This is a genomic window from Marinactinospora thermotolerans DSM 45154, from assembly GCF_900167435.1.
Taxonomy (GTDB): Bacteria; Actinomycetota; Actinomycetes; order Streptosporangiales; family Streptosporangiaceae; genus Marinactinospora; species Marinactinospora thermotolerans.
Genome location: NZ_FUWS01000012.1, coordinates 206,469 through 229,861, shown reverse-complemented (window position 1 = coordinate 229,861; position 23,393 = coordinate 206,469). Strand labels below are relative to the sequence as shown.

Here is a 23,393-nt window from a genome sequence, read left to right as displayed (position 1 = left end):
GTGGTGGTGGCGCGTGGGGTGACCAAGACGTTTCGCACCGGTGGCACGCTGGTACGGGCCCTGGACGGGGTGGACCTGGAGTTCGCCCGCGGCGCGTTCACCGCGATCATGGGCCCCTCCGGCTCGGGCAAATCCACCCTGATGCACTGCCTGGCCGGACTGGACACCGTCACCTCCGGCCAGATCACCATGGGCCGCACCGACATCACCGCCCTGACCGACCGGCAACTCACCCAACTGCGCCGCGACCGCATCGGCTTCGTCTTCCAGGCCTTCAACCTGCTGCCCATGCTCACCGCCCGCGACAACATCACCCTGCCCGCCCGCATCGCCAAACGCCGCATAGACCACCAACGCCTGGCCCGCATCGTGGAAGTGGTGGGCCTGGCCGACCGACTGGACCACCTGCCCGCCAAACTCTCCGGCGGCCAGCAACAACGCGTGGCCGTGGCCCGCGCCCTGCTGGGCGCGCCCGAGGTGGTCTACGCCGACGAGCCCACCGGCAACCTCGACTCGCGGTCGGGCGCCCAGGTACTGGCGTTCTTGCGCGACTCGGTGCGTGAGATGGGCCAGACCGTGGTGATGGTGACCCACGACCCGGTGGCGGCCTCCTACGCCGACCGGGTGGTGTTCCTGCGCGATGGCCGCCCGGCCGGACAGGTCGACGATCCCACCGCCGAGTCGGTGCTGGACCACCTGCTGGCGTTGGAGGGCTGAACCGTGCTACGCACCACCCTGGCCGGCCTGCGCCTGCACAAGGGCCGCCTGTTCACCACCGCCCTGGCCATCGTGCTGGGCGTCATGTTCGTCACCGGCACCCTCGTCTTCACCGACACCCTCCGCCACGGCTACCGCACCCAGGCGCTCGGCGGGGTGGACCGCCTCGACGCCCTGGCCTACGTCGAAGAGCCCGGAGGGGAGAAACCCAGCGGACTGGGACCGGACACCCTCCGGGCGGTCCGCGACCTGCCCGAGGTGGCCGACGCGGCCGGCCTCGTCCACGGCACGGCCGCGCTGCTCGACGAGCGGGGCCGGGCCGCCGGCCAGGTCCCGACGCTGGGGCTGTCCCTGCCCGAGGACGAGGCGCTGCACCGCTACCCCATCGTCACCGGCCGCGCTCCCGGGGCCGCCGACGAGGCGGCCCTCCTCACCTCCACCGCGCGCCAGACCGGCCAGGGGATCGGCGACGAGGTCGAGGTGGCCGGAGCCGATGGGGAAACCCACGTGTTCACCGTCGTCGGCCTCGTCGACGGCGGCGTCGACCCCGAGCTCAACCACCGGGGGGCGCTGTTCTACACCCCCGCGACCGCGGCGGAGCTGACCGGCCGCGCGGACTACGCCGAGATCGACGTCATCGGGGCCGAGGGCGTGCCGCAGGAGCGGGTCGCCGAGGCCGTGCGCGCCGCCGTCGTCGCGGAGGACGCCGGCGCCGTCACCGTCGCGACCGGACAGGACTACGCCGAGGAGCTCTCCGCCGCGGCCGGCCTCCAGGCGCGCACGATCGGCAGCGCCCTGCTGCTGTTCGCGGCGGTCGCGGTGTTCGTCGGCGCCCTCGTCATCTACAACACCTTCGCCATCCTCATCGCCCAACGGCGCCGCGAGACGGCCCTGCTCCGCTGCGCCGGCGCCACCCGCGCCCAGGTCTTCCGCGGCGTCCTCACCGAAGCCCTCGTCACCGGCCTGCTCTCCTCCGCGCTCGGCGTCGCCGCCGGCGTCGGACTGGGCGTCGCCGGGTTCGCGGTGCTCACCGCATCCCAGGCCGAAACGGTGCCGGTCTCCCCGGTCGTGGGACCGGTGAGCATCGTGGCCGGACTGGCCGTCGGCACGGTCGTGACGCTGGCGTCGGCGCTGGTGCCGGCCGCGCGCGCGACCCGGGTCCCACCGTTGGCCGCGCTGCGCGAGGGCATGGTCGCCGACGCGCCCGAGGGACGCCGGGCCGGCGTGGTGCGCGTGGTGGGCGCCCTGCCGTTCCTCACGGGCTCCGCCCTCCTGTGCGCCGTCGCGCTGCGCGGGGAACCCGGGGAGACCGCGATGGGGCTCGCCGCGGCGGCCGGCCTGCTCGCCTTCATTGGCGTGGTGGCGTTGGGACCGTTGCTGGTCCGGCTGCTGGCCCCCGTGTTCGGCGTGGTGCTGCGCCGCGCCGGTGTGGCCGGCACGCTGGCCGCGGACAACGTCCGGCGCAGCCCCCGCCGCGCCGCCACCGCCATGATCGCCCTGACCGTCGGGGTCACCCTTGTCAGCGGCTACTCGGTCATCGCGGCGTCGATCGAGCAGAGCGTGGAGGACAAGCTCGACCGGCAGTTCCCCATCGACTACGCGCTCTCCCGCTACTACGACGACGAGAACGCCGGAATCCCGGGGGAGATCGCCGAAGGGCTGCGCGACGACGGCATCTTCACCGAGGTCTACACGACCCGGGTCGTCGACGCCGAGGTCGACGGTGTCACGGTCCCGGTGGGCACGGTCACCGGGATCTCCATCGCCGAGGGCGGCCGTGGCGGCGACGTCGAGGGCGACCTCGACGCCGCGGTCGAGGGGACCGCCGTGCTGAAGGAGCGGGTGGCGCGGGAGCTGGACGTGACGGTCGGCGACACGCTGTCCCTGGCGACCCACGACGGCGAACGCGCCACACAGATCGTGGCGGTCGTCGGCGACGACACGATCCTGCCGGGGGTGACGCTGCCCGAGCGGGACTTCGCCACCGGATTCGACCGGGACGCCGACGAGATGGTCTACGTCGTGCTGGCCGACGGTGTTTCCGGCGAGCGGGCGCGCGCCGTCCTGGAGGAGGCGATCGCCGACGAGCCGACGGTCGCGCTGAACAGCGTCGGCGTGATCAAGGAGCAGTACACCGCCATCTTGGACCAGGTCTTCCTGGTGGTCGCCGCCCTGCTGGGACTGGCGATTCTCATCGCGGTGTTCGGGATCGCCAACACCATGGCCCTGTCGGTGCTGGAACGCGCCCGCGAGTCCGCGCTGCTGCGCGCCCTGGGGCTGTCGACGGCGCGGCTGCGCGTCATGGTCGGTGCCGAGGCCGTGGTGGTCTCCGTCATCGGAGGGGTGGTCGGGGTGGCCCTCGGCGTGCTCTTCGGCTCTGTCACCGGCCGGGTGGTGATGGAGGGCGCGGCGGTCGCCGTCCCCGTGGGGGAGATCGCGCTGTTCGTCGGAACCGCGGCGGTGGCCGGCCTGCTCTCGGCGCTGCTGCCCTCCCGCGTGGCCGCGCGGGCCTCGATCACGGCGTCCCTGGCCGCCGAGTGACGGGACCGGCCGGAACCGGCCGCGCCCGCCCCGGGCCGTCCGGGGCGGGCGCGGCCCCGGCGCGGATCACGGGGCCAGGACCCGGCGCGGTACCGCCCGAACGGGGACGGCCTAGCGCCCCGCCCCACCGGTGGAGGACACGACGCGCAGGCTCCGGGGAAACGGGAGCGTGGCCGAGGCGGGGGAGACGCGCCCGACCGGCGTGGGCACGCGCGCGCCGGTGCAGGAAGGGACCGTCGCCGCGGCGCCCCGCCAGGTAAGGAAGCCGAGCAGGGCGAACAGGTAGGCCTCCTTGGCGTCGGAGGGGATCCCGTGGTCCTCCGCCGCGCGCAACGGTACCGGTGCCAGCGTCCTCCGCAGCGCGGCCACCAGCGCCGGGTTGCGCACCCCCCCACCCGAGGCGACGACCTCGGTGACCCCGTGGCCGCGGCAGGCGTCGGCCACGGTCGAGGCGGTCAGCTCGGCCAACGTCGCGAACACGTCGTCCTCGGCCACCTCCAGCCCGCGCAGCGCCGCCGCGAGATGGCCGGCGTGAAACAGCTCCCGGCCGGTGGTCTTGGGAAAGGGGCGGGCGTAGTAGGGCTCGGCGCGCAGCCGCGCCAACAGTTCCGCGTGCACCCGCCCGCGCAGGGCCCGCCGCCCGTCCCGGTCCATCGCCTCGCCCAGGCGCGCCGCGGCGGCGTCCAGCAGCGCGTTGCCCGGGCCGGTGTCGAAGGCAACGGCTGTGCCATCGGGCGCGACGACGGTGAGGTTCGCGATCCCGCCCAGGTTGAGCGCCGCCACCGGGGCGTCGCGGCCCGCCAGCCACAGCGTGTCCAGGGTGCTGGCCAGCGGAGCGCCCTGACCGCCGGCCGCGATGTCGCGGGACCGCGGGTCGGAGACGACCGGCAGGCCGGTCTCCTCGACGATCCACGCCGGTTGCCCGAGTTGCAGGGTGCCCTGGACGGCGCCCTCCTCGACCCAGTGGAAGACGGTCTGCCCGTGCGAGGCGACGAGGTCGGCCCGGCCGGCCGGGCACAGGTGGTCCAGGGCGTGCCGGGCCGCGGCGGCGAAGGCGCGTCCGACACGGGTGTCCAACCGGCAGACGGCACCGATCGTGGTGGTGGCGGGCGGCAGTACGGCCAGGATGTCCGCGCGCAGGTCCGCGGGGTAGGCGAACGTGTCGTGGGCGATCGGGGCGAGCGTGACCTCCCCGCCCTCCAGGGCGAGGTCGGCCACCGCCACGTCGATGCCGTCCACCGAGGTCCCTGATGACAGGCCGATCACGATCACGCGCGTCTCCCCTCCCGGCCTGTTCCGGCCACGGGACCCGCGTGGTGGGCCGCCGTCCACGGGCCGGCGCGGAGGCGGGTGGCGTCGTGCCCTACCTGCCCGTCCCGCCCCGCGCGGCAAACCCGGAACCGGGCCGTCGGGCCACGTGGTGGTGCGGGCTGGGCGAGGGGCCGCCCGACGGCGGTGGCGCGGGGTCCCGCGAGAGCGCGCTGTGGTGCCGGTGCGGTGCCCACCGTCCCCTCGGGCTCCCCGATGGGGGGCCCGGCCGGGAGCCCGACCTGGCCGGGCGGGGACGGTCCGCTTCCTCGACGCGGCGGTGCGGCTTCTCAGCCCGGCGGGCACGGGCGGCAGCCGATCCGGCCCGGACCGGCGTTCGCGGGTTGACCAGGGATTTCCCCAAGTCGGGAATTCCCTTTGCGGGGAGGGCGGGCGATCTCCGTCCCCGCCCCGGAGGTCCCCTCATACCGTGGGACGAAGGCGGGGTGTCCTCTCCGGCGGGTGCGCGTATCGTCGGGATTATGGGTGGTGAGGGACGACCGTCTCCCCGAGGCCGAGAGGGGCCGGCCGACACACGCGGGAACGGTCACACCAAAGGCGGTGCGGGGCGTCAAGAGCGCGACCCCCGCGCGCCGGAAGGCGGGGACCGTGGTGGGTGACCAGCCGAGACTTCGCGTGGAACCCGTTGGCGCAATTCCCGGCAGGCAGGAACTGGCGGGTCGGATGGCCGACATGCTCGGTGACGTCGGAGCGCATGTGGGAGCGCTCTATCTCCTGGTCCCCGACGAGCACTCCCTCGGCATCACGGTGATGGTGGGGCTGCCGACGGAGTTCGCCCACCCCTGGCTGCGCATCGGCCTGGACGTCCCCCTGCCGCTGGCCGACGTCGTGCGGCGGCGCAGCCCGGTATGGGTCAGCGGGGCCCAGGAGATGGTCCGCAGGTATCCGCGCGCGGCCATCGCCCTGCCCTACGACTTCCCCCTGGCCGCGCTGCCCATCATCGCCGACGGCACGGTCCACGGCGCGGTGTTCGTGCTGTGGCCGGGAGGGCGGGCCGAGGCGCCACCGGACGAGACGGTCTGGGAGCGGATGCGCGCGGGCGTCGCCGACATCGCCGGCCTCCTGGACGAGGCGGAACGGGCCGGCGCCCCGATCCGCCCGACATCCGACACGCTGGAATTCCTTCCCCACGACCAGGGGACGTCAACCCCCGACGTGCTCGCATCGATGGCCGACCGGTTACCGGAGGGGATGTGCTCCCTGGACCTGCGGGGCCGCCTCACCGCCGTCACCCCCACCGCGGCCCGGCTCCTCGGCGAACCCGCCGAGCGGCTGGTGGGCGTCCGCCTGTGGGGAGGTCTGTCCTGGCTGCGCGACCCGGTGTATGAGGACCGCTACCGGGCCGCGCTGATCACCCAGCGCTCCACCTCCTTCGTCGCGGTGCGCCCACCGGACCGGTGGCTCTCCTTCGAGCTGTACCCCGACCGTTCGGGGGTGACGGCGCGCGTCCGCCCGGTCAACGCGGACGGCCGGGCCGAACCGCCCTCTCCGAGCGCGTCCCCGCCGGGGCCGGCCACCCCCACCCGGGTGGGGGCGTTCTACCACCTGCTCGAACTCGCCAGCGCGCTGACCGAGGCGCGGGGAGTGCGCGACGTCGTGGACACGGTGGCCGACCAGATCATGCCGGCGTTCGGCGGGCAGGCGCTGGCCCTGCTGACGGTCGAGGCCGGGCGGCTGCGCGTCATCGGCTACCGCGGTTACGAGCCCAGCACCGCCGAACTGTTCGACCACACCCCGATCACCTCGTTCACGCCCGGGGCCCACGCGCTGGTCACCGGCGCGCCCACGTTCTTCGAGACGCGCGAGGATCTGGAACGCGTCTACCCGGCGCGTTCGGGCACCCAGCAGGGGATGGGGGCGTGGGCGTTCCTGCCGTTGATCGCCTCGGGCCGACCCATCGGCACCTGCGTGCTCGCCTTCACCCGCTCCCACCAGTTCAGCGTCGAGGAGCGGGCGGTGCTGAACTCGTTGGGGGGCCTCATCGCCCAGGCCCTCGAACGGGCCCGCCTCTACGACGTCGAGCACGAGCTCGCCCGCGGCCTCCAGTCGGGGCTGCTGCCCCATGAGCTGCCCGCGCTGCCGGGACTGGAGAGCGCGGCCCGCTACCTCCCCGGCACCGAGGGCATGGACATCGGCGGCGACTTCTACGACCTGATCCGGCTCGGCGAGGACGAGATCGCGGCGGTGGTCGGCGACGTCCAGGGACACAACGTCACGGCCGCCGCGCTCATGGGGCAGGTCCGCACCGCGGTGCGCGCCTACGCGGCCACCTCCAACGGCGATCCGGAACGGGTCCTGGCCCGGACCAACCGGCTGCTCACCGACCTCGATCCGGGGCTGTTCGTCAGCTGCGTCTACCTGCACCTGAACCTGCGCCGCAACGAGGCGTGCCTGGCCCGGGCCGGCCATCCCCAGCCGCTTCTGCGCCACCCCTCGGGGCGGACCGAGGTCGTGGACGTGCCGGGCGGCCTGCTCCTCGGGATCGACCCGACGGCGGAGTACCCGGAGGTCCGGCTGCCGATGCCGCCGGGGGCAATCCTCGCCCTCTACACCGACGGCCTGGTCGAGGAGCCCGGTGTGGACCTCGACGACGCGGTGTCGGACCTGGCCGACCGGCTGGGCCGTGAGGGCGACCGACCGCTCGGGCACCTCGCCAACCGGCTCACCAGCCATGCGCATCTGGCCGAGCACCGCACCGACGACGTCGTGCTGCTCTTGTTGCGCACCGTCGGCGAGGGCTGAACCGCGCCGTCCTGGCGCGCCTGGGCCGTCCAACGGTACGGCCCGGGGGCACGCCGACCGGCGGCTCCCAGGTCAGGCCCCCTCCTCCTGGCGGCGATCCCATTCCGCCAGGCCGGCCAGCGCCGCTCGGGCCCGGTCGCGCACCGCGACGATCGCGTCGATGTCGTGGGCGTCGCGGTTGTCCCGCTTCAGCTCCTCGTAGCCGCGCAGGTGCTCCTCGAACACCGAGGCCGGGTCCACGACCGGGGAGGCGGCCCCGGCCAGCCCCTCGCCGAGGTCGGTGATGAGCCGGTCGTTCTCCGCCCTGATCGCCTCCACCCGTTCGGCCTCCTCCGCGCGAAGCCGCGCCATGATCTCGGCGTCGTCGGCCTCCTCCCGACGCCGGCGCGCCGCCGCGCGGGAGTTGACGAGAACGAGCACCGTGCTCAGGACCAGGAGCGGGGACAGCAGTCCGCCGGCGATCACGGCCAGGACCGGCCAGCCGGGACCCTCCCCGCCACCGGCCGGCGGCGCCGGCTCCTGCTCGCCGAGCAGACCGACCAGCTCGGTGAGGGAGGCGTCGAGGCTGTCGGGGGTGTAACCGACCTCGACCGCCGTGGACAGGGAGAAGATCCCGTCCTCGCCGACGCCCCCGGGCGGCTCACCGTGGGTGAGCCGGTCCCAGACCCGCCCCCGGCCGTCCACGGTGAGCAGCACCACCGGGTCGTCTCCCTCCCCGGCCACCCGCCGGGCGAGACCGTCGTCGACGCTCCCCTCCTCCCGCCGCACCTCGAACTCCACCGCCCGGGCGGGGAGAACGGCGATCCGCACCGGTGAGGCCAGGCCGGCGAGCTCGGAGTCCAGGCGCCGGCGCTCCTCCTCGGCGAGGTCGTCGACGAGCAGCGGGTGGACGTAGAGGTGCCCCTCCCGCAGCCCGGCCCGCGCCGCCGCCACGACGTCGCCCTCGACCATCGGGGCGAACTCGGTCAACGTCGCCGCCAGCTCATCGGGGCCGGTCCCGGCGGAGAAGAGGGCCGACGCGAGGTCGGCGGGGTCGGTCGCCTCGGGGCCCGCGGCCGGTACCAGGGTGAACCGACCGTGCTCCCAGAAGGCCAGCAGGGCGACGCCGTCGTCCCCCAAGGGGGCCAGCAGGGCCTCGGCCAGCTCCTCCTCCTCGCGGACGGAGGTGGGCAGCACGGCGATCCGGACGCCGGGGACGTCCGCGTACAACCCGGTGACCGCGTCCGCGTCGAAGCCGGGCAGCCCGGCGCGGACGGCAGGATGGACGTAGACGGTCTGCGTCCGAGCGGCGTCGCCCACCTCGCCGAGCAGGTCGTCGCCCAGCAGCTCGGGCAGGGACATGAGCTGCCCCTCGATGCCGCCGGGACCGTAGGAGAGGTGCTCCTCCAGCGCGCCGTCGTCCACGCCGGTGTCCACGTTCTCCCAGGAGACGTGCAGGGTCGTGTCGCCGGTGATCCCGCGCTCCTCGGTCAGGGCGACATAGACCCCGGGCTCCCCGATCTCCTCGGCGAGCGCCCGGACCGTCTCGGAGGGGTCCCCCGAGGCGGTCAGCGCCACCCGTACCGGGCCGTGCGCCCCGGCCAGCCGGGCGTCGATCATCTCCCGGCTCTGGGGGTCCAGCCCCTCGGCGCCGTCCTCGACCCACAGGCCGCCGCCATCACGCAGGGCGCGCGCCGCCCGGTCCAGCGTGTCGTCGGCGTGGGCCGCCGACGCCCAGACCGCCGACGCCCCGAACGCGACCACCGCCGCGGTCAAGACGGCGGACAGGCGGCGCACGGATCGGGCGGGGCCGCGGGAACGGGACATGGGGGCTCCTCACCCGCACCGGCGCGGCGGTGCCCGGGGACGGGCCGAGGGGGTCCTCGGGCCGGCGCGCACCAGGCCGGGGCGACGGACGACGACACCAGGATCCTAAGCACCGCCAGGTCACGCGACGGTGACGGAAGGGGGAAGTCCGCCGCAACGGATAACCTGCACGCCGTCGGACAGGCCCATGCCCCACGGTTGGATCGGTGAACAGCGTGCAACACGACGACCTCGACACGAGACTCGGCCGCAGGATCGTGGCCGCCGCGGACAGGAGACTGACCAAGAGCGGCGTGGTCGCACCGGTGGACGTGCTGACCGATCTCGGCTGGTTGACCGCGAAACCGGCCGACGCCTGGCGGCAGGGACGCCTCGGCCACCTCGGGGAGGCGGTCGCGGTGCCCGAGGACAGGCTCGTGGCGGCCGTCCGGCTGGTGCGGCGCTGGGCCGAACGCAACGGCCTGACGCCCGAGGAGGCCGTCTACGTGACCGCCACGCGCGACCGGCGTCCGCTGCGCTTCACCGCCACGGGAGACGAGAGCGTGGAACAGGCCTACCGCCGCCACTGGGTCTCGCCCGACCTGTCACCGGCCCGGCGTCGGCGCCTGGCCGAACGGCACGAGAAGGCCCCCGACCTCGTCGTCGTCGAGACCGGCCCCGGGTGGGCCTGCGCCGAGTGCGCGGACAACGCCCCGTTCTCGATCGCCGACGAGGACCAGCAGATCTGTCTGACCTGCGCGGACATGGACCACCTGGTCTTCCTCCCCGCGGGCAGCGCGGTACTGACCCGCCGGGCCAAGAAGGAGAGCGCGCTCTCAGCGGTGGTGACACGGTGGAACCGGCGCCGCAAACGCTATGACCGGACGGGCCTGCTGGTGGAGGAGGGGGCGCTGGAACGCGCGGAGGAGCAGGTCCTCGCCGACGAGGACGCGCGGGCACGGCGCAGGGAGCGCGACCGCGTCCGCAGGCAGGAGTGGGACGTCGACTTCCAGGCGCGCATGGCCGAGGAGATCGTCCGCATGTTCCCCGGATGCCCGCCGGAACGGGCCGAGCGGATCGCCCGGCACGCCGGGGCGCGGGGCAGCGGCCGGGTCGGCCGTTCGGCGGCGGGCCGGGAACTCGAACCCCGGGCCGTGCGGGCCGCCGTCATCGCCTCGGTGCGCCACGAGGACACCGACTACGACGCGCTGCTGATGGCCGGGGTGCCCCGGCAGGCGGCCCGGGAGCGCATCGCGGCCGGTATCGACCGGGTCCTCGCGCGCTGGTCCGGCTGACCCCGGCGGCCTCCCGCCGGGCTCCCCGCCCGCGCGGTCACTTCCTGAGGGCGGCCGGGTCGAAGTCGGTCCCGCGGTGGAGGAGATGGTTGAGCAGCCAGAAGAGCACGCCGACGGCCAGCAGCGCGCCCGCGATCACGTACTCCTGCAACGGCCGGCCGGTGATGGGCAGGGCGAAGAACACGCAGGTGAGGACGCCGAGCACGGGGACCCACGTGGGCGCGGTGAAGTGGGGATGGGCGACCTTGTCCTTACGGAGCACCAGGACCGCGACGTTGACCACCGCGAACACCATCAACAGCAGCAGCGAGGTGGTGCCGCCGAGCTCGGCGATGGACACCGAACTGACCAGGATGACGGCGATGGCGCTGGTGAACAGGATGGACACCCACGGGGTCCGCCGCAGCGCCAGCACCCTGCCGAAGGCGCGCGGGATGATGCGCTCGTTGGCCATGCCGTAGAGCAGCCGGCTCGCCATCAGCATGTTGATCAGCGCGGTGTTGGTCAGCGCGAACATCGCGATGAGCGAGAACAGGACCGGCGGGAACCACGGCGCGGCGGCCTGCACGACCAGGAGCAGCGGGCCGTCGGAGTCCGCCAGCAGGCCCGTCGGCACCAGGGACGAGGTGATCACGGCGATGAGCAGGTAGATCGCCGCGGTGATGCACAACCCCAGCAGCACCACCCGCGGGAAGGTCCGCACGGGGTCCTTGGTCTCCTCGGCCATGTTCACCGAATCCTCGAAACCGACCATGGCGAAGAAGGCGAGCGCGGTGGCCGAGGTGACCGCCAGGAAGGGACCGTTGTCGGGGTTGAACTCCAGCAGCCGTCCGGGATCCGGGTCGACATCGCCGGACATCGGCCCACCGAACAGCGCGATGGCGCCGAAGAGGATGACGATGAGCAGGCCGGCGACCTCGATCGTGGTGAGGACCGCGTTGACACGGACCGACTCGCTGACGCCGCGCAGGTTGATGCCGGCGAGCAGGAGGAGGAAACCGATGGCCACGATCCACGACGGGACGTCCGGTCCGACGATCGCCTTCAGGTAGTCGCCGCTGAACCCCTGCGCCGCCGACGACGCCGAGGTGATGCCCGAGCACATGACGGCGAAGGCCACCATGAACGTCAGGAAGTGCACCCCGAACGCCTTGTGCACGTACAACGCCGCGCCCGCCGCGCGCGGATACTTGCCGACCAGCTCCAGGTAGCTGAACGCGGTCAGGAACGCCACCGCGAAGGCGACCAGGAACGGTACCCACAGCGCGCCGCCGACCCGTCCCGCGACCTGGCCGGTCAGCGAGTAGACCGTGGTGCCGAGGATGTCGCCGACGACGAAGAACAACAGGAGTCGCGGACCGATGACCCGCTTCAAGGGGGTGTTTCCGCCACGGGGCTCTTCCACCGGTGCTCCGGGGACCGGCTTCGTCTCGTTGTCCACGTCGATCCCGCCCCTTCTCTCGCCTGGTGTTCTTTTCGCGTTGTGGAAGGCATCTACCCGTTCACGGCTTATGGAACTGAGAACTGCTAATTCGGCCACATCGGGACCAACCGCGGGGCCAACACCCCTGGAGAACGCCGAAGGCGCGGCGCGGGGACCGATCCCCGCGCCGCGCCTGTCGAACGGGCCTACCCCAGCGCCTCGACGACCACCTGCGCGGCCTCGGCGATGAGCGCGTCGTCGTACTCGGCGTCGGGGGTGTCCTTGTCGGACATGACCGCGACGACGATCGGGTCCTCGTCCGGGGGCCACAGGATCGCGATGTCGTTGCGGGTGCCGTAGTCGGCCGCGCCGGTCTTGTCGCCGACCTCCCAGTCGTCGGGGACGCCGGCGCGGATCAGCGCGTCCCCGGTCGTGTTGCCCTTGAGCATGTCGGTGAGGACCGCGCGCTCGTCGGCGGGCAGGACGTCGCCCAGCGCGTAGGCGCGCAGGCTGTCCGCCATGGCCCGCGGGGTGCTGGTGTCGCGGGTGTCGCCGGGAGCGGTCGCGTTGAGCTCGGGTTCGATCCGCACCACCTCGGCGACGTCGTCGCCGATCCCCTCCAGCGCGGCGTCGAGGGCGGCGGGACCGCCCAGCTCCTCGAACAACAGGTTGGCCGCGGTGTTGTCGCTGTAGCGGACGGCGGCGTCGCTCACCTCGCGCAGCGTCATCCCGGTGTCGACGTGCTGTTCGGTGATGGGGGAGTAGGTGACCAGGTCCTCCTCGTCGTAGGTGACGACCTCCTCCATCTCCTCGAGCGTGTTCTGCTGGAGGACGGCACCCACCTGGAGCGCCTTGATGGTGGAGGCGTAGGCGAACCGCTCGTCGGCGCGATGGGTGACGGTCTCGCCGCTGCCGGTGTCGATCGCGTAGACGCCGAGGCGGGCGTCGAACTCGCCTTCGAGCCGTTCGAAGTCCCCCGCGTGGGCGTCCGACCGGTCCGAGGCCGACCCGGCCGCGATGGGCGACTCCGCGGCGGCGGGGGACACGGGCTCGTCGGCCGTCGAACAGCCGGCGAGCGGAGCGAGCGCGAGCGCGGCCAGGGCCGCGACCCCGCCGCGCGGCATGCGGATGTTGTTCATCGTCCTTCTTCCGTCCTGGTGTCCCCGCGGGGCCTCCGCGGGGGTCCCGTCCCGGCGCGCAACGAGGCCACCGCGGACGTCTCCGACCGGGCCGTCGCCCCGGGGCGACGCCGTGGAACGGGACTCAGGGAAGTCTCACCCCGTCCTTCGATACCGTCTAAGACGAAAACAAGGGTTTCGATGTTGAATTGGCATACTCTCTGGGAGTGGATCTCGTCGGCGCCTGCAAGGCATTCGTCAGCGTGAGCGAGCGGGGCAGCTTCACCCTCGGCGCCGCAGCCGCGCGCATCCCCCAACCCGTCGCCAGCCGCCGCATCGCGGCCCTGGAACGGCACCTGGGAGGCCGGCTCTTCGACCGCTCGACGCGGCGCGCCACGCTCACCCCGTTCGGACGCGAGATGCTGGCCTCGGCCAAGCGCCTGGTCGAGCTGGCCGAGGCCATGGAACACGACGCGGAGCGCGCCCGGCTCACCCCCATCCGGTTCGCGGTGCCCGACACCTGTCCCACCCGCGACCTCGCGTTCCTCGACGCCGAGGCCCGACGGCAGGGGCTCCACCTCGACTTCGTTCCCGCGGCGCCGGCGCGCCGCGCCGAACTGCTCGCCTTCGGGCAGGTGCGCGCGGCCCTCGTCGCGGTGCCCGCCGACGACGGGTACTGGCGGGTCCCCCTCGGGCTGGCGTCCGCGGCCCCGCCCCGGGTGGAGACCGTCCACCTGGAGACCCTGCGCGCCGGCCGGGCCGACCCCGTCGTGCGGCGGCGCGTCTGGCTGCAACCCGAGGACGACGTTCCCCACATCCGCGACCGGCTCTTTCGGATCCGCGACGCCGTGGGACTCCAGCCGGCGCAGGTCGCGGTCGCTCCCGCCCTCACCTCCGCGGTCGCCGACGTCCTCGGTTCGGCCGACCTGCTGTTGTGCTCGCCGGCCCAGGCGGAAGAACTGGGACTGCACTGGCGCCCCATCGGCGGGGTCCGCCTCGTTCGGGGGTTCGACGTGTCGGCGGGGACCGGGGAGGACGCCGAGCGCGTCCGCCTGCCGTTGACCGAGGAGATCGCCCGATGCCTCGGCGTCCCCGCCGACAGCGCGACGCCGGCCGACCAGGGGGAGGCGCAGTGAGCGCCGCGGCCCTGCTCAGGGAACTACGGCGGGTCCTCGACGACGCGGGACTGCGCGGTTCCTTCCTCGTCCGCGACCTGCGCTCCGGAGAGGAGATCGGCATCGAGCCGGACCTGGAGTACCCCACCGCCTCCCTCGTCAAGGTCCCGCTCGCCGTCGCCACGCTGGAACGCGCCCGGAAGGGGGAGATCGACCTGGCCGAGCCCGTCCTGGTGCACCTCTCGGACACGCTGGCGCCCGGACCCAGCGGGTTGAGCAAGTTCCGCCACCCGGCCCGGATCGCGATCGAGGACCTGATCTACCTCAGCCTGTGCGTCAGCGACAACACGGCCTCCGACGTGCTCTTCGCCTTCACCCCGCCCGCCCGGGTCGCCGCGCTGATGCGGGAGTACGGCCTTCGGGGGATCACCATCCGGCACACCATCCGGCTGCTCAACGAGACCCCGGCCGACCGCCTCGGTCCGGACGACGCGCACCTCGCCCACTTCCTGGCGATCGAGGCCGGCACGGAGGGGCGGGGCCACCGGGTCCCCCAGCTCGACGTCACCCGCGCCAGCTCGGGGTCGGCCCGGGCGTTCGTCGACCTGCTCCAGGCCCTGTGGAGGCCGTCGGCGATCGATCCCGGGGTGGCCGCGCGGGTGCGTGAGCTCATGGCCGACAATCTCCTGCGCCAGCGCCTCACCCCCGACTTCGTCTCCGACGCCTCGACCTGGTCCTCCAAGACCGGGACCCTGCTCAACCTCCGCCATGAGGTCGGCGTCGTCGAACACGACGACGGTCAGCTCTTCGCCGTCGCCGCGCTCACCGAGTCGCGTGTGCCGGCCATCCACCAGCCGGGGGCCGAGGCGGTCATGGGCCGGGTCGCGCGCGCCCTGCGCGACCACCTGAGGGGGATGTAGGGCGTGCCCGTCCGGCCCCGTGTCCCCTGATTCCGGGAGCGGCCGGCCTCTTTCCCGGACTATCGCGGTGGTCGCGGTCATGGGGCTCTTCGGCCTTGGCGGCCACGGTCATGCGGGAGGGGGATCGAAACGGCCGGAGCGACCGTGGAGAGGCTGCGAACCGTGCGGGGCGGTCCTGGAGACGGGTGTCTCCTCCGTCAGGTCGCGCGAGGCCGGACTGGTGGTCAAGGGCGGGCGGGAGCCCGCGGCCCTCCCCCGGCGGTCGCAGAGGCCGTCCCATCGGCGCCTCGTCTTCGGTTCCGGGTGGAAGTCGCTGAGGCGACACGGGGGCGTCTCTCCCCCGATGCGGCCGGGAAGTCGGACGACCTCGGCGGTTCCACGAGAAGCGCGTGGGCCCGGGTGACGGAGCCGACGCCGGCGGACAGGCATCCCGGATGTGACGTACTTCCCTCTCCGGGCCGAAGGCGCGGCCGTCCCCGCAGGACGCGCGCCGTTCCGGGCCCCGGGAAACGAGGGGTTCGTGGAGCGAGCCGACAGCGCGCGGATCGACGGAGCGGATGCGGCCCGCGGGCGACCCTCAGGAGGGACGCGAGAGGAGGTGAGGGCCGGGGCTCCTCGGCGGGAGGTCCCGGCCCGAATCTGTGGCCCCAGCAGGATTCGAACCTGCGACACCCGCTTTAGGAGAGCGGTGCTCTGTCCCCTGAGCTATGAGGCCGATGCGGATCCAAGCCTAACGGACGAACGCGATCCGTGGTGCGAGAGGAGCCGCATGGGACGCGCCGAAGCCGAAGGGGGGCGGGTTCAGTACGCTTCGGAGAGTAGGGTTGTCATCGACCCCGGGTGATACTCGCCACACGGTGGCGGCGTCCGGCGGGGGACCGGTATGGCCGGAGCCTCCCGCGCGACGTGATCTCCGGGGGGATTAACGGCCCTTGAACAGGCGTTTCATTATGCGTCCGCGCGTTCGACGGCCGGATTCCGGTATCGGACGCACTATTACGCGACGTTCGGTCGATTTCGTTAGCGCGTCCGATTGCGGACGTGTAGTACGTTGCGATTCGGCTACGCGAATTACCGAAAAGGCAGCCCGGAGGATCCACGTGCCGTTCGTTCTCGATTCGAAGCGGCGAAGAGACCGCGGACCGAGAAGCGGGGCCTCGCCCGATGCACCCCTCCGGCCGCGGTCGAGGTCCCTACTCGGCGTCGCCTGCACCCTCGTGCTGACGCTCTTCCTGGCCCCCACCGGCCAGGTGATCACGGCGTCCGCGCTGTCGCAGGCCGCCGCCGACGAGGACCTCGACTCCCTGAAGGAACAGGCCGATCAGGCCAGGGAGGAACTGGAACAGGCCACCGAGGACTACACCCAGCGGGAAGAGGCCCTGGAGGCCGCCCAGGAGGAACTGGTCCAGACGCTGCACGAGCTCCAGCAGACGGAGGTGCGTCTGTCGGAGATGCGCGAACCCCTCGCCCAGCTCGCCAGCACCCTGTACCAGCAGCCCGACGTCGGCGTCCTCGGGTTGATGACCTCGGGGTCGATCGACAGCGACCTCCAGGCCGAGGCGCACGTCCTCAAGCTCTCGGAGAACCAGGAGGCGGTCCTCTCCGAGGCCAACGACCTGCGGGACAGGCAGATCGAGTTGACCAGCGCCGCCCAGGAACTCCAGTCCGAGACACAGCTGGAGCGGGTCGAACTGGCCGACGACCTGGACGCGCTGCGCGCCCAGTCCGAGGAGAGCACCGACCGGCTCATGCAGGAGCTGGAGAACCGCGGCCTGTCCGTGGACGCCTACATGGCGGGGATCGAGTGCGACGCCTCGGCGGGCACCGCGGCCGCCGGCTACCCCAACGGGCTGCTGCCCCAGGGCTCGCTGTGCGAGCTGCACCAGTCGGGTCACTTCCTGCGGGCCGACGCCGCGGTCGACCTGCTCAGGCTGAACGAGGCGTTCACCGAGCACTTCGGCAAGGAACTGTGCATCACCAGCTCCTACCGGGACCTGGCCAACCAGCAACGGGTCTACGCCGAGCAGCCCCCCGGCTACGCGGCGGTGCCCGGCACCAGCAACCACGGTCTGGGACTCGCCGTGGACCTGTGCGGCGGGGTGCAGACCCAGGGGTCGCCCGAGTTCAACTGGTTGGAGGCCAACTCGCGCGAGTACAACTGGTTCCATCCGCAGTGGGCCTACTCCAGTCCCTTCGAACCGTGGCACTGGGAGCACACCGCCTCCGGCGGCAGCTGAGCCCGGTCCGCCGACGGACGGTTTGGGACGGGGAGACCCGTCCCAAGCCGCCCGTCGCCGTTCTCAGACCTTCTCGGGGACGACCTCGGAGGTGCAGTGGGCGCAGCGCGTGGCCCGCATGTCGATCTCGCTCAGGCACTGGGGGCAGGGGCGGGTGGTGGCCTCCTCGGCCTTGACGAACCGCTCCAGCAGGCGCGTCATGGGCAGCACGATGAGGAAGTACAGGACCGTCGCGGTGATCAGGAAGGCGATGAGGGCGTCGATGAACGCACCGTAGAGGAACCTGCTCCCGTTGATGGTGAAGTAGAGGTCGCCGAACTTCGGCACGCCCCCGAAAATGCCGAGCAGCGGGGTGATGAACCCTTCGGTGAAGGCCGTGATCAGATTCGAGAACACGGCGCCGATGACGACCGCCACCGCGAGCTGGACCAGGTTGCCCTGGAGCAGGAACTTCTTGAAACCGTTCATCATGTGCCGTTCCCCAAGAAACGTCAGGTGTCTCCACACGGGCACCGGGAGATCAGGGAGGTGGGTCGGCGGGTGCCGCCGCCGGTGGCGCGGCGAGAGGAGGCTCGCGCCCACCACGCCAGGTTAACGTTCAGCCCCGGATGGTGACGGACAGTCGATCCGTAGCGGATCGGGCGGCGAGGAGCGCGGCCTCGCCGGGGGTGACGGCGACGAGGAGGAGCGCGCCGGGCTCGTCGACGGACCCCTCCGAGGGGATGGCGAGGACCGGACGGTCGGTCACGACGGATTCGGCCGGGGGCCCGGGCCCGCCCGGACCGGTGCCGAGCGGATCGCCCCGCGCGGCCAGCACGTCGACACGGCTGCCGGGGCGCAGCAGCGAGACGTAGCCGGAATCGGCGATCCGGACGGGGGCGGCGACCAGCCCGTCGCCGTACCCGCGCGCCGGCGGGTCGGCGACGCGGGCCGACGTGATGATCTCGCCGCGGTTCAACGGTCCGCGAAGCGCGGTGCCGTCAAGGCGGGTGTCGGCGTCCAACGCGCCGTCGGGGAGGGCGGAGCGGGGGATGGCGCGGACCTCGGTGTCGCCGGGCCCCAGGGGGGACCGGGCGGTGAGGTCGCGTGCCGCCACCACGACGTCGACGGAGGGCGGGGCGGAGGGGCGCAGGAGGAAGACGGCGGAGGTCAGGGCCAGCGCGGCGCAGCCGGCGCCGAGGGCGCGGCGCCAGCGGACGGGGAGCAGGGCGGTGCGGGCGGGGCCGCGGCGCAACCCGCGGCGGGGGGCGAGGATGTCCATGCCCGCACGTTAGGCGCGGCGGGCCGGGCGGTGTCGGCGTCGTCCACAGGGTGGTGACACCACGACCGGGGCCGCCCCGCGTGGGACGGCCCCGGTCCGATGTGGATCGAGCAGAGCGTGGTGGCCCCGGCCGGCCGGGGCCCGCGCCAGGTCGCCGGGAATCGGCGCGGCCTCCGGCGCCGCGGGAGGTCTCCGGGAGGAGAGGGCGCGCGGCCACGGCCGCGACGCCCGCGCGCCACACGGGGAGGGGCTCAGGCGACCTTCGTCGACGACGCCGCGGAGTCCGCGCTCGCCCCCTTGGCGGACGAGGAGGAGTCGGAGCCGCCGGAAGAGGCGCCGGAGGACTCCGGGCTCTTCGAGGAGGAACCGGTCAGGGCGGAGCTGTTGGAGCTGGAACCGCTGTCGGTGCGGTAGAAGCCGGACCCCTTGAACACGATCCCCACGGCGGAGTAGACCTTGCGGAGCTTGCCCTGGCATTCGGGGCACACGGTCAGGGCGTCATCGCTGAAGCTCTGCACGACCTCCATCTCGGCGCCGCACTCGGTGCATGCGTACTGGTACGTAGGCACGGATCCTCCTTGCTGGCACTCTCGCCCGACGACTGCTAAATAGTACGCGCTCGGACAGCGGGAACGCGACATCGGGGGCGGGGCGCCGTCGTGAACTGCTGCCCGCCGGTGTAACGCGGACGGCGGGGGAGGTGTTCCACGGGACGCCCGGTGGGGCGGGTCATCCCCGGGCGTCCCCGCCGTCGGCGGGAAGGCGGATCACCCCGCTCCCGGGCGTCACCACCCCTTTGACGGCGCGGTCGTGCTCTTCGGCGGGGAGCTCGCCGAGCAGTTCGGTGTCGTATGTCACGGCCAGCGTGGTCGTGTTGGGCCCTACCAGCGACAGCGCGCGGTCGTAGCAGCCCGCGCCCCGCCCCAGGCGGACGCCGCGCCGGTCGACGGCGAGGGCCGGGCAGATGACGGTCGAGACGCGCCGTAGCGCGTCGGCCCCGTAGCGCGGCCCGGTGGGCTCCAGCAACCCGTATGCGGCGGGGGAGAGACTGTCAGGGCCCTCGTAGACGGCCCAGTCCAGCCCGCCGTCGGGCAGGAAGATCGGCAGCAGGACGTAGACCCCGTGCCGCCACAGGGCCGCGACCAGTTTGCGGGTGCCGGGTTCCGAGCCCACCGAGTAGTAGGCGGCGACCGTTCCGCCCATGGTGATCCCGGGAAGCCCGAGAACCGCGTCGCGGATGGCCGAGGCCGCGCGGTCGCGTTCGGCCTCGGACATGGCCGCGCGGGCGGCGAGGATCCGCCTGCGCAGCTCCGGTTTCGTGCCAGTGCCGTCCATGCGGGGCAGTCTCCCAGGTTCCCGCTGGGGACCATAGGGGGCGTCGGGGGTGAGGAATCGCGGAAAAGAGGGTGAACAGTCGGCGCGCCCCCGCCCGCCGAACGGCGGTTTTCCCCAAGCAGTGGGCCTTCTCCGCGCGCGTTGCCGGGGATCGGGTCCATCCGTTGGCCTAAAGTTCCGGCATGGCTGATTCCCAACGCGCCGTCGCCTCCGTCAGCAAAGCCGTGGTGCCCGCCGCGGGCCTGGGCACTCGCTTCCTGCCCGCGACCAAGGCGACGCCCAAAGAGATGTTGCCGATCGTCGACAAACCGGCCATCCAGTACGTGGTGGAAGAGGCGGTCGCGGCGGGACTGGACGATGTCCTGATGATCACCGGTCGTAGCAAGCGGTCGATCGAGGACCACTTCGACCGCGCCTACGAACTCGAGGAGGCGCTGCGGGCCAAGAGCGACACACAGCGGCTCCACTCGATCCGGGAGTCCAGCGAACTGGCGCAGGTCCACTACGTGCGTCAGGGAGAGCCACGCGGTCTCGGGCACGCGGTGCTGTGTGCCTCGGCCCACGTCGGCGACGAGCCGTTCGCCGTCCTGCTCGGTGACGACCTCATCGGTGACAGCGACCATCTGCTCCAGCGCATGATCGAGGTGCGCGAGACCTACGGCGGCAGCGTCGTCGCGCTCATGGAGGTCGAGCCCGAACAGGTGTCGCTGTACGGCTGCGCCGCGATCGAGGCCACCGACGAGGACGACGTCGTCACCGTGACCGACCTCGTGGAGAAGCCCCCGGCGGACCAGGCCCCGAGCCGCTGGGCCATCATCGGTCGCTACATCTGTGACCCCGCGGTGTTCGACGTGCTGCGCGAGACCCCGCCCGGCCGCGGTGGGGAGATCCAGCTCACCGACGCGCTGCGCGAGCTGGCCCACCGCAAGCCCGCCGACGGCGGCCCGGTGCACGGGGTGCTGTTCCGCGGCCAGCGCTACGACACCGGGAACAAGGTCGACTACCTTCGCACTGTGGTGGAGTTCGCCTGCGACCGTCCCGACCTCGCCGAGGAGTTCCTTCCCTGGCTGCGCAAGTTCGTGGCGGAGCGCGGGACGGGCACGCAGGAGTGACGTCCGGCGTGCCCATGACAACGGGTGTGAGGAGCGGGATGAAATCCGTCGAACAGCACGTCGCCGACATTCTCGACGTGGTGGGCCCGATCGACCCGATCGAGCTCGACCTGCTCCGGGCGCACGGAGGTGTGCTCGCCGAGACCGTCGCCTCGCCGGTGGCGCTGCCCCAGTTCGACAACTCCTCGATGGACGGTTACGCCGTGCGCGCGGCGGACGTGGCCGCCGCCGTGCCCGGGGCGCCCGTGACGCTTCCGGTCGTCGCCGACATCCCCGCGGGGGACGCCTCCTCGGGGGCGATCCCGCCGGGGACGTGCGCCAGGATCATGACCGGGGCGCCGATGCCGACGGGGGCCGACGCGGTGGTGCCGGTCGAGTGGACCGACGGGGGTGTCGCCCGCGCGGCGATCCACCACCCGGTCCGTCCGGGAAACGCCGTGCGCAGGGCCGGGGAGGACGTGGAGAAGGGCACCACGGTGCTGCGCGAGGGGGCCAGGGTGGGGGCGGCGGAGCTGGCCGTGCTCGCGGCGGTCGGACGCAGGTCGGTCCGGGTCCGCCCCCGCCCGCGCGTCGTCGTGCTGTCCACGGGCGAGGAGCTGGTGGAGCCGGGCGAGCCGATCGGTCCGGGCCAGATCTGGGAGTCCAACAGCTTCATGCTCACCGCGGCGGCGCGGGACGCCGGCTGTGACGCCTACCGCCACGGGTTCATCGGGGACCGGCCCGAGACGGTGCTCGCCACGCTCGACGACGTGGTGCCCCGGGCCGACGTCATCGTCACCACGGGCGGGGTCAGCATGGGCGCCTACGACGTCGTCAAGGAGGTGCTGTCGCGGCTGGGCACGGTGCGTTTCGAACAGGTCGCCGTCCAGCCGGGCAAGCCCCAGGGGTTCGGTACCGTCGGCTCCCCGGCCACCCCGATCCTGACACTGCCGGGCAACCCGGTCAGCTCCTTCGTCTCCTTCCACCTCTTCGTGCGCCCGGCCCTGTTCCGGCTGCGCGGCCTGCCGCCCGAGCCGTTGCCGTCGGTGCGGGCCAGGCTGGCCGAGCCGGTCACCTCGCCCCGGGGGCGCCGCTCCTATCTCAGGGCCGTGGTGGAGTACGACGCCGACGGCTACACCGCGGCTCCGGCGCTGCGCCAGGGGTCGCACCAACTGTCCGCGCTGGCCGAGGCGAACGCGCTCGTGGTGATCCCCGAGGACGTCACCGAGCTTCCCGCTGGCGAAGAGGTGGAGGCGCTGCGGCTGCCCGCCGTGTGACGAGGCGCGGTGCCGCGCGGCCGACCGCCGCTTGTCACGTCGGCGCCGTGGGTGCGTAACGTCGGGCGTGAAACGGCGTCGTCACGAGGAAGGTTCGCAGATACCCATGTCCGACTCCCATCCGTCCGGGCTCACCCATCTCGACTCCGCGGGGGCCGCCCGCATGGTCGACGTCTCGGCCAAGGAGGTCACCGCCCGCACCGCCACCGCGACCGGCCGGGTCCTGCTGTCCCCCGAGGTCGTCGCCGCGCTGCGTGGGGCGGGGGTCCCCAAGGGCGACGCGCTCGCCGTGGCCCGCATCGCGGGCATCCAGGGCGCCAAGCGCACCCCCGACCTGGTGCCGCTGTGCCATCCGATCGCGGTGCACGGCGCCGATGTGGACCTCGAGGTCGGTGATCACGGTGTCGACATCCGTGCCACGGTCCGCACGGCCGACCGCACCGGTGTCGAGATGGAGGCGCTCACCTGTGTGATGACGGCGGCGCTCGGCCTGGTCGACATGGTCAAGGCGCTCGATCCCGCGGCGGTCGTCACCGATGTCCGGGTCGAGGAGAAGACCGGTGGCAAGACGGGCCACTGGCGCAGGCCGGCGCGGGCGGAGGGGGAGAGGGCGTGAACGCCTATCGGGCCGTCGCCATCACCGTTTCCAATCGGGCCGCCGCGGGCGTGTACGCCGACCGGTCGGGCCCCGTGCTCGCCGCGGCCCTGGCGGAGGCCGGGTGCGCGGTGGTGGGGCCGTGGGTGGTCCCGGACGGGCCGCCGGTCGCCGAGGCGTTGCGGCGGGCGCTGGCGGAGGGGTATGACGTGGCCGTCACCACGGGGGGCACGGGGCTGAACCCCCATGACGCCACGCCCGAGATGACCCGTCCCCTGCTCGCCTACGAGATCCCGGGGATCCCCGAGGCGCTGCGCGCGGCGGGCCGGGACAAGGGCGTTCCCACGGCGACGTTGTCGCGCGGTCTGGCCGGGGTGGCCGAGTCGGACGGGCACCGCATGCTCGTGGTCAACCTGCCGGGGTCCAGTGGCGGGGTCCGCGATGGCATGGCGGTCCTCGGGCCGATCCTGCGCCATGCCGTCGACCAGGTGCGCGGCGGTGACCACCCGCGTTCCGAGGGCGGGAGCTGAGCGACGGGGGCGCGGGGCCGAGAGGGGGTCCCGTGCTCCCGGACGACGAAATTCGCCAGTCCGCTTTGCCTTTTATGTCCGG

General features: G+C 73.1%; 19 protein-coding genes and 1 tRNA gene. 11 read left to right on the top strand and 9 right to left on the bottom strand.

From position 1 onward, the window contains the following. Both B5D66_RS20915 and B5D66_RS20910 read left to right on the top strand, forming a co-directional pair. The coding region (locus B5D66_RS20915) for an ABC transporter ATP-binding protein (RefSeq protein WP_235001134.1) at positions 1–717 on the top strand (717 nt) is incomplete at its 5' end. Positions 718–720: 3 nt separating this feature from the next. Then, entirely contained in the window at positions 721–3,258 is a 2,538-nt protein-coding gene (locus B5D66_RS20910) for an ABC transporter permease (protein WP_078763480.1), read from the top strand. A 111-nt stretch (positions 3,259–3,369) separates the two neighbouring features. Here B5D66_RS20910 and B5D66_RS20905 read toward each other — a convergent pair whose 3' ends face one another. Continuing rightward, a complete protein-coding gene (locus tag B5D66_RS20905) occupies positions 3,370–4,530 on the bottom strand; it encodes an anhydro-N-acetylmuramic acid kinase (RefSeq protein WP_078763479.1) in 1,161 nt (386 codons plus the stop codon). Positions 4,531–5,250: 720 nt separating this feature from the next. Here B5D66_RS20905 and B5D66_RS20895 point away from each other — a divergent pair. Further along, positions 5,251–7,329: a SpoIIE family protein phosphatase gene (locus B5D66_RS20895; RefSeq protein WP_078763477.1), complete on the top strand. Its 2,079-nt coding sequence runs from the start codon at positions 5,251–5,253 to the stop codon at positions 7,327–7,329. Between the two features lie 72 nt (positions 7,330–7,401). Here B5D66_RS20895 and B5D66_RS20890 read toward each other — a convergent pair whose 3' ends face one another. After that, positions 7,402–9,135 carry a hypothetical protein gene (locus B5D66_RS20890; protein WP_078763476.1) on the bottom strand — a complete coding sequence of 578 codons (1,734 nt, stop codon included), beginning with the start codon at positions 9,133–9,135 and terminating at the stop codon, positions 7,402–7,404. Positions 9,136–9,341: 206 nt separating this feature from the next. Between B5D66_RS20890 and B5D66_RS20885 the strand changes: the two genes are divergently transcribed. Then, positions 9,342–10,409, top strand: coding sequence for a DUF2293 domain-containing protein (locus tag B5D66_RS20885; protein ID WP_327309113.1), 1,068 nt, complete (start codon positions 9,342–9,344; stop codon positions 10,407–10,409). A gap of 37 nt (positions 10,410–10,446) precedes the next feature. Here B5D66_RS20885 and B5D66_RS20880 read toward each other — a convergent pair whose 3' ends face one another. Further along, positions 10,447–11,850, bottom strand: coding sequence for an APC family permease (locus tag B5D66_RS20880; protein ID WP_235001133.1), 1,404 nt, complete (start codon positions 11,848–11,850; stop codon positions 10,447–10,449). 188 nt (positions 11,851–12,038) lie between these two features. After that, on the bottom strand, positions 12,039–12,971 hold the full coding sequence (gene bla, locus B5D66_RS20875; RefSeq protein ID WP_078763475.1) for a class A beta-lactamase: 933 nt from the start codon (positions 12,969–12,971) through the stop codon (positions 12,039–12,041). Positions 12,972–13,177: 206 nt separating this feature from the next. Between bla and B5D66_RS20870 the strand changes: the two genes are divergently transcribed. Next, the gene (locus B5D66_RS20870) at positions 13,178–14,086 is read left to right on the top strand and encodes a LysR family transcriptional regulator (protein ID WP_078763474.1); all 909 of its coding nucleotides are present in this window, start codon (positions 13,178–13,180) and stop codon (positions 14,084–14,086) included. Next, a complete protein-coding gene (locus tag B5D66_RS20865) occupies positions 14,083–14,985 on the top strand; it encodes a serine hydrolase (protein WP_078763473.1) in 903 nt (300 codons plus the stop codon). The genes B5D66_RS20870 and B5D66_RS20865 overlap by 4 nt, the downstream gene beginning before the upstream one ends. Positions 14,986–15,627: 642 nt before the next feature. Here B5D66_RS20865 and B5D66_RS20860 read toward each other — a convergent pair. Further along, positions 15,628–15,700: transfer RNA gene (locus B5D66_RS20860), tRNA-Arg, on the bottom strand. A 502-nt stretch (positions 15,701–16,202) separates the two neighbouring features. Between B5D66_RS20860 and B5D66_RS20855 the strand changes: the two genes are divergently transcribed. Further along, positions 16,203–17,222: a D-alanyl-D-alanine carboxypeptidase family protein gene (locus tag B5D66_RS20855; protein WP_394330076.1), complete on the top strand. Its 1,020-nt coding sequence runs from the start codon at positions 16,203–16,205 to the stop codon at positions 17,220–17,222. Positions 17,223–17,285: 63 nt separating this feature from the next. Here B5D66_RS20855 and mscL read toward each other — a convergent pair whose 3' ends face one another. The 4 genes from mscL to B5D66_RS20835 all read right to left on the bottom strand — a co-directional run bounded on the left by mscL (position 17,286) and on the right by B5D66_RS20835 (position 19,818). Beyond that, positions 17,286–17,690: a large conductance mechanosensitive channel protein MscL gene (gene mscL / locus B5D66_RS20850; protein ID WP_078763509.1), complete on the bottom strand. Its 405-nt coding sequence runs from the start codon at positions 17,688–17,690 to the stop codon at positions 17,286–17,288. Positions 17,691–17,820: 130 nt separating this feature from the next. After that, on the bottom strand, positions 17,821–18,483 hold the full coding sequence (gene cpaB / locus B5D66_RS20845) for a Flp pilus assembly protein CpaB (protein WP_078763471.1): 663 nt from the start codon (positions 18,481–18,483) through the stop codon (positions 17,821–17,823). Between the two features lie 251 nt (positions 18,484–18,734). Beyond that, a complete protein-coding gene (locus B5D66_RS20840) occupies positions 18,735–19,052 on the bottom strand; it encodes an FmdB family zinc ribbon protein (RefSeq protein ID WP_078763470.1) in 318 nt (105 codons plus the stop codon). A gap of 160 nt (positions 19,053–19,212) precedes the next feature. Continuing rightward, positions 19,213–19,818, bottom strand: coding sequence for a 5-formyltetrahydrofolate cyclo-ligase (locus B5D66_RS20835; RefSeq protein WP_078763469.1), 606 nt, complete (start codon positions 19,816–19,818; stop codon positions 19,213–19,215). Between the two features lie 182 nt (positions 19,819–20,000). Here B5D66_RS20835 and galU point away from each other — a divergent pair, with 182 nt between their 5' ends. From galU to B5D66_RS20815, 4 genes are all read left to right on the top strand, one after another. Continuing rightward, entirely contained in the window at positions 20,001–20,930 is a 930-nt protein-coding gene (gene galU / locus B5D66_RS20830) for a UTP--glucose-1-phosphate uridylyltransferase GalU (protein ID WP_078763468.1), read from the top strand. 38 nt (positions 20,931–20,968) lie between these two features. Beyond that, positions 20,969–22,186, top strand: coding sequence for a molybdotransferase-like divisome protein Glp (glp, locus tag B5D66_RS20825; RefSeq protein WP_078763467.1), 1,218 nt, complete (start codon positions 20,969–20,971; stop codon positions 22,184–22,186). Positions 22,187–22,292: 106 nt separating this feature from the next. Beyond that, positions 22,293–22,802, top strand: a complete 510-nt coding sequence (gene moaC / locus B5D66_RS20820) for a cyclic pyranopterin monophosphate synthase MoaC (RefSeq protein ID WP_078763466.1) — start codon at positions 22,293–22,295, stop codon at positions 22,800–22,802. Continuing rightward, positions 22,799–23,311 (top strand): MogA/MoaB family molybdenum cofactor biosynthesis protein, encoded by a 513-nt coding sequence (locus tag B5D66_RS20815; RefSeq protein ID WP_144390232.1) that lies wholly within the window; start codon positions 22,799–22,801, stop codon positions 23,309–23,311. Before moaC ends, B5D66_RS20815 begins: the two co-directional genes overlap by 4 nt. The last annotated feature ends 82 nt before the right edge of the window (positions 23,312–23,393 follow it).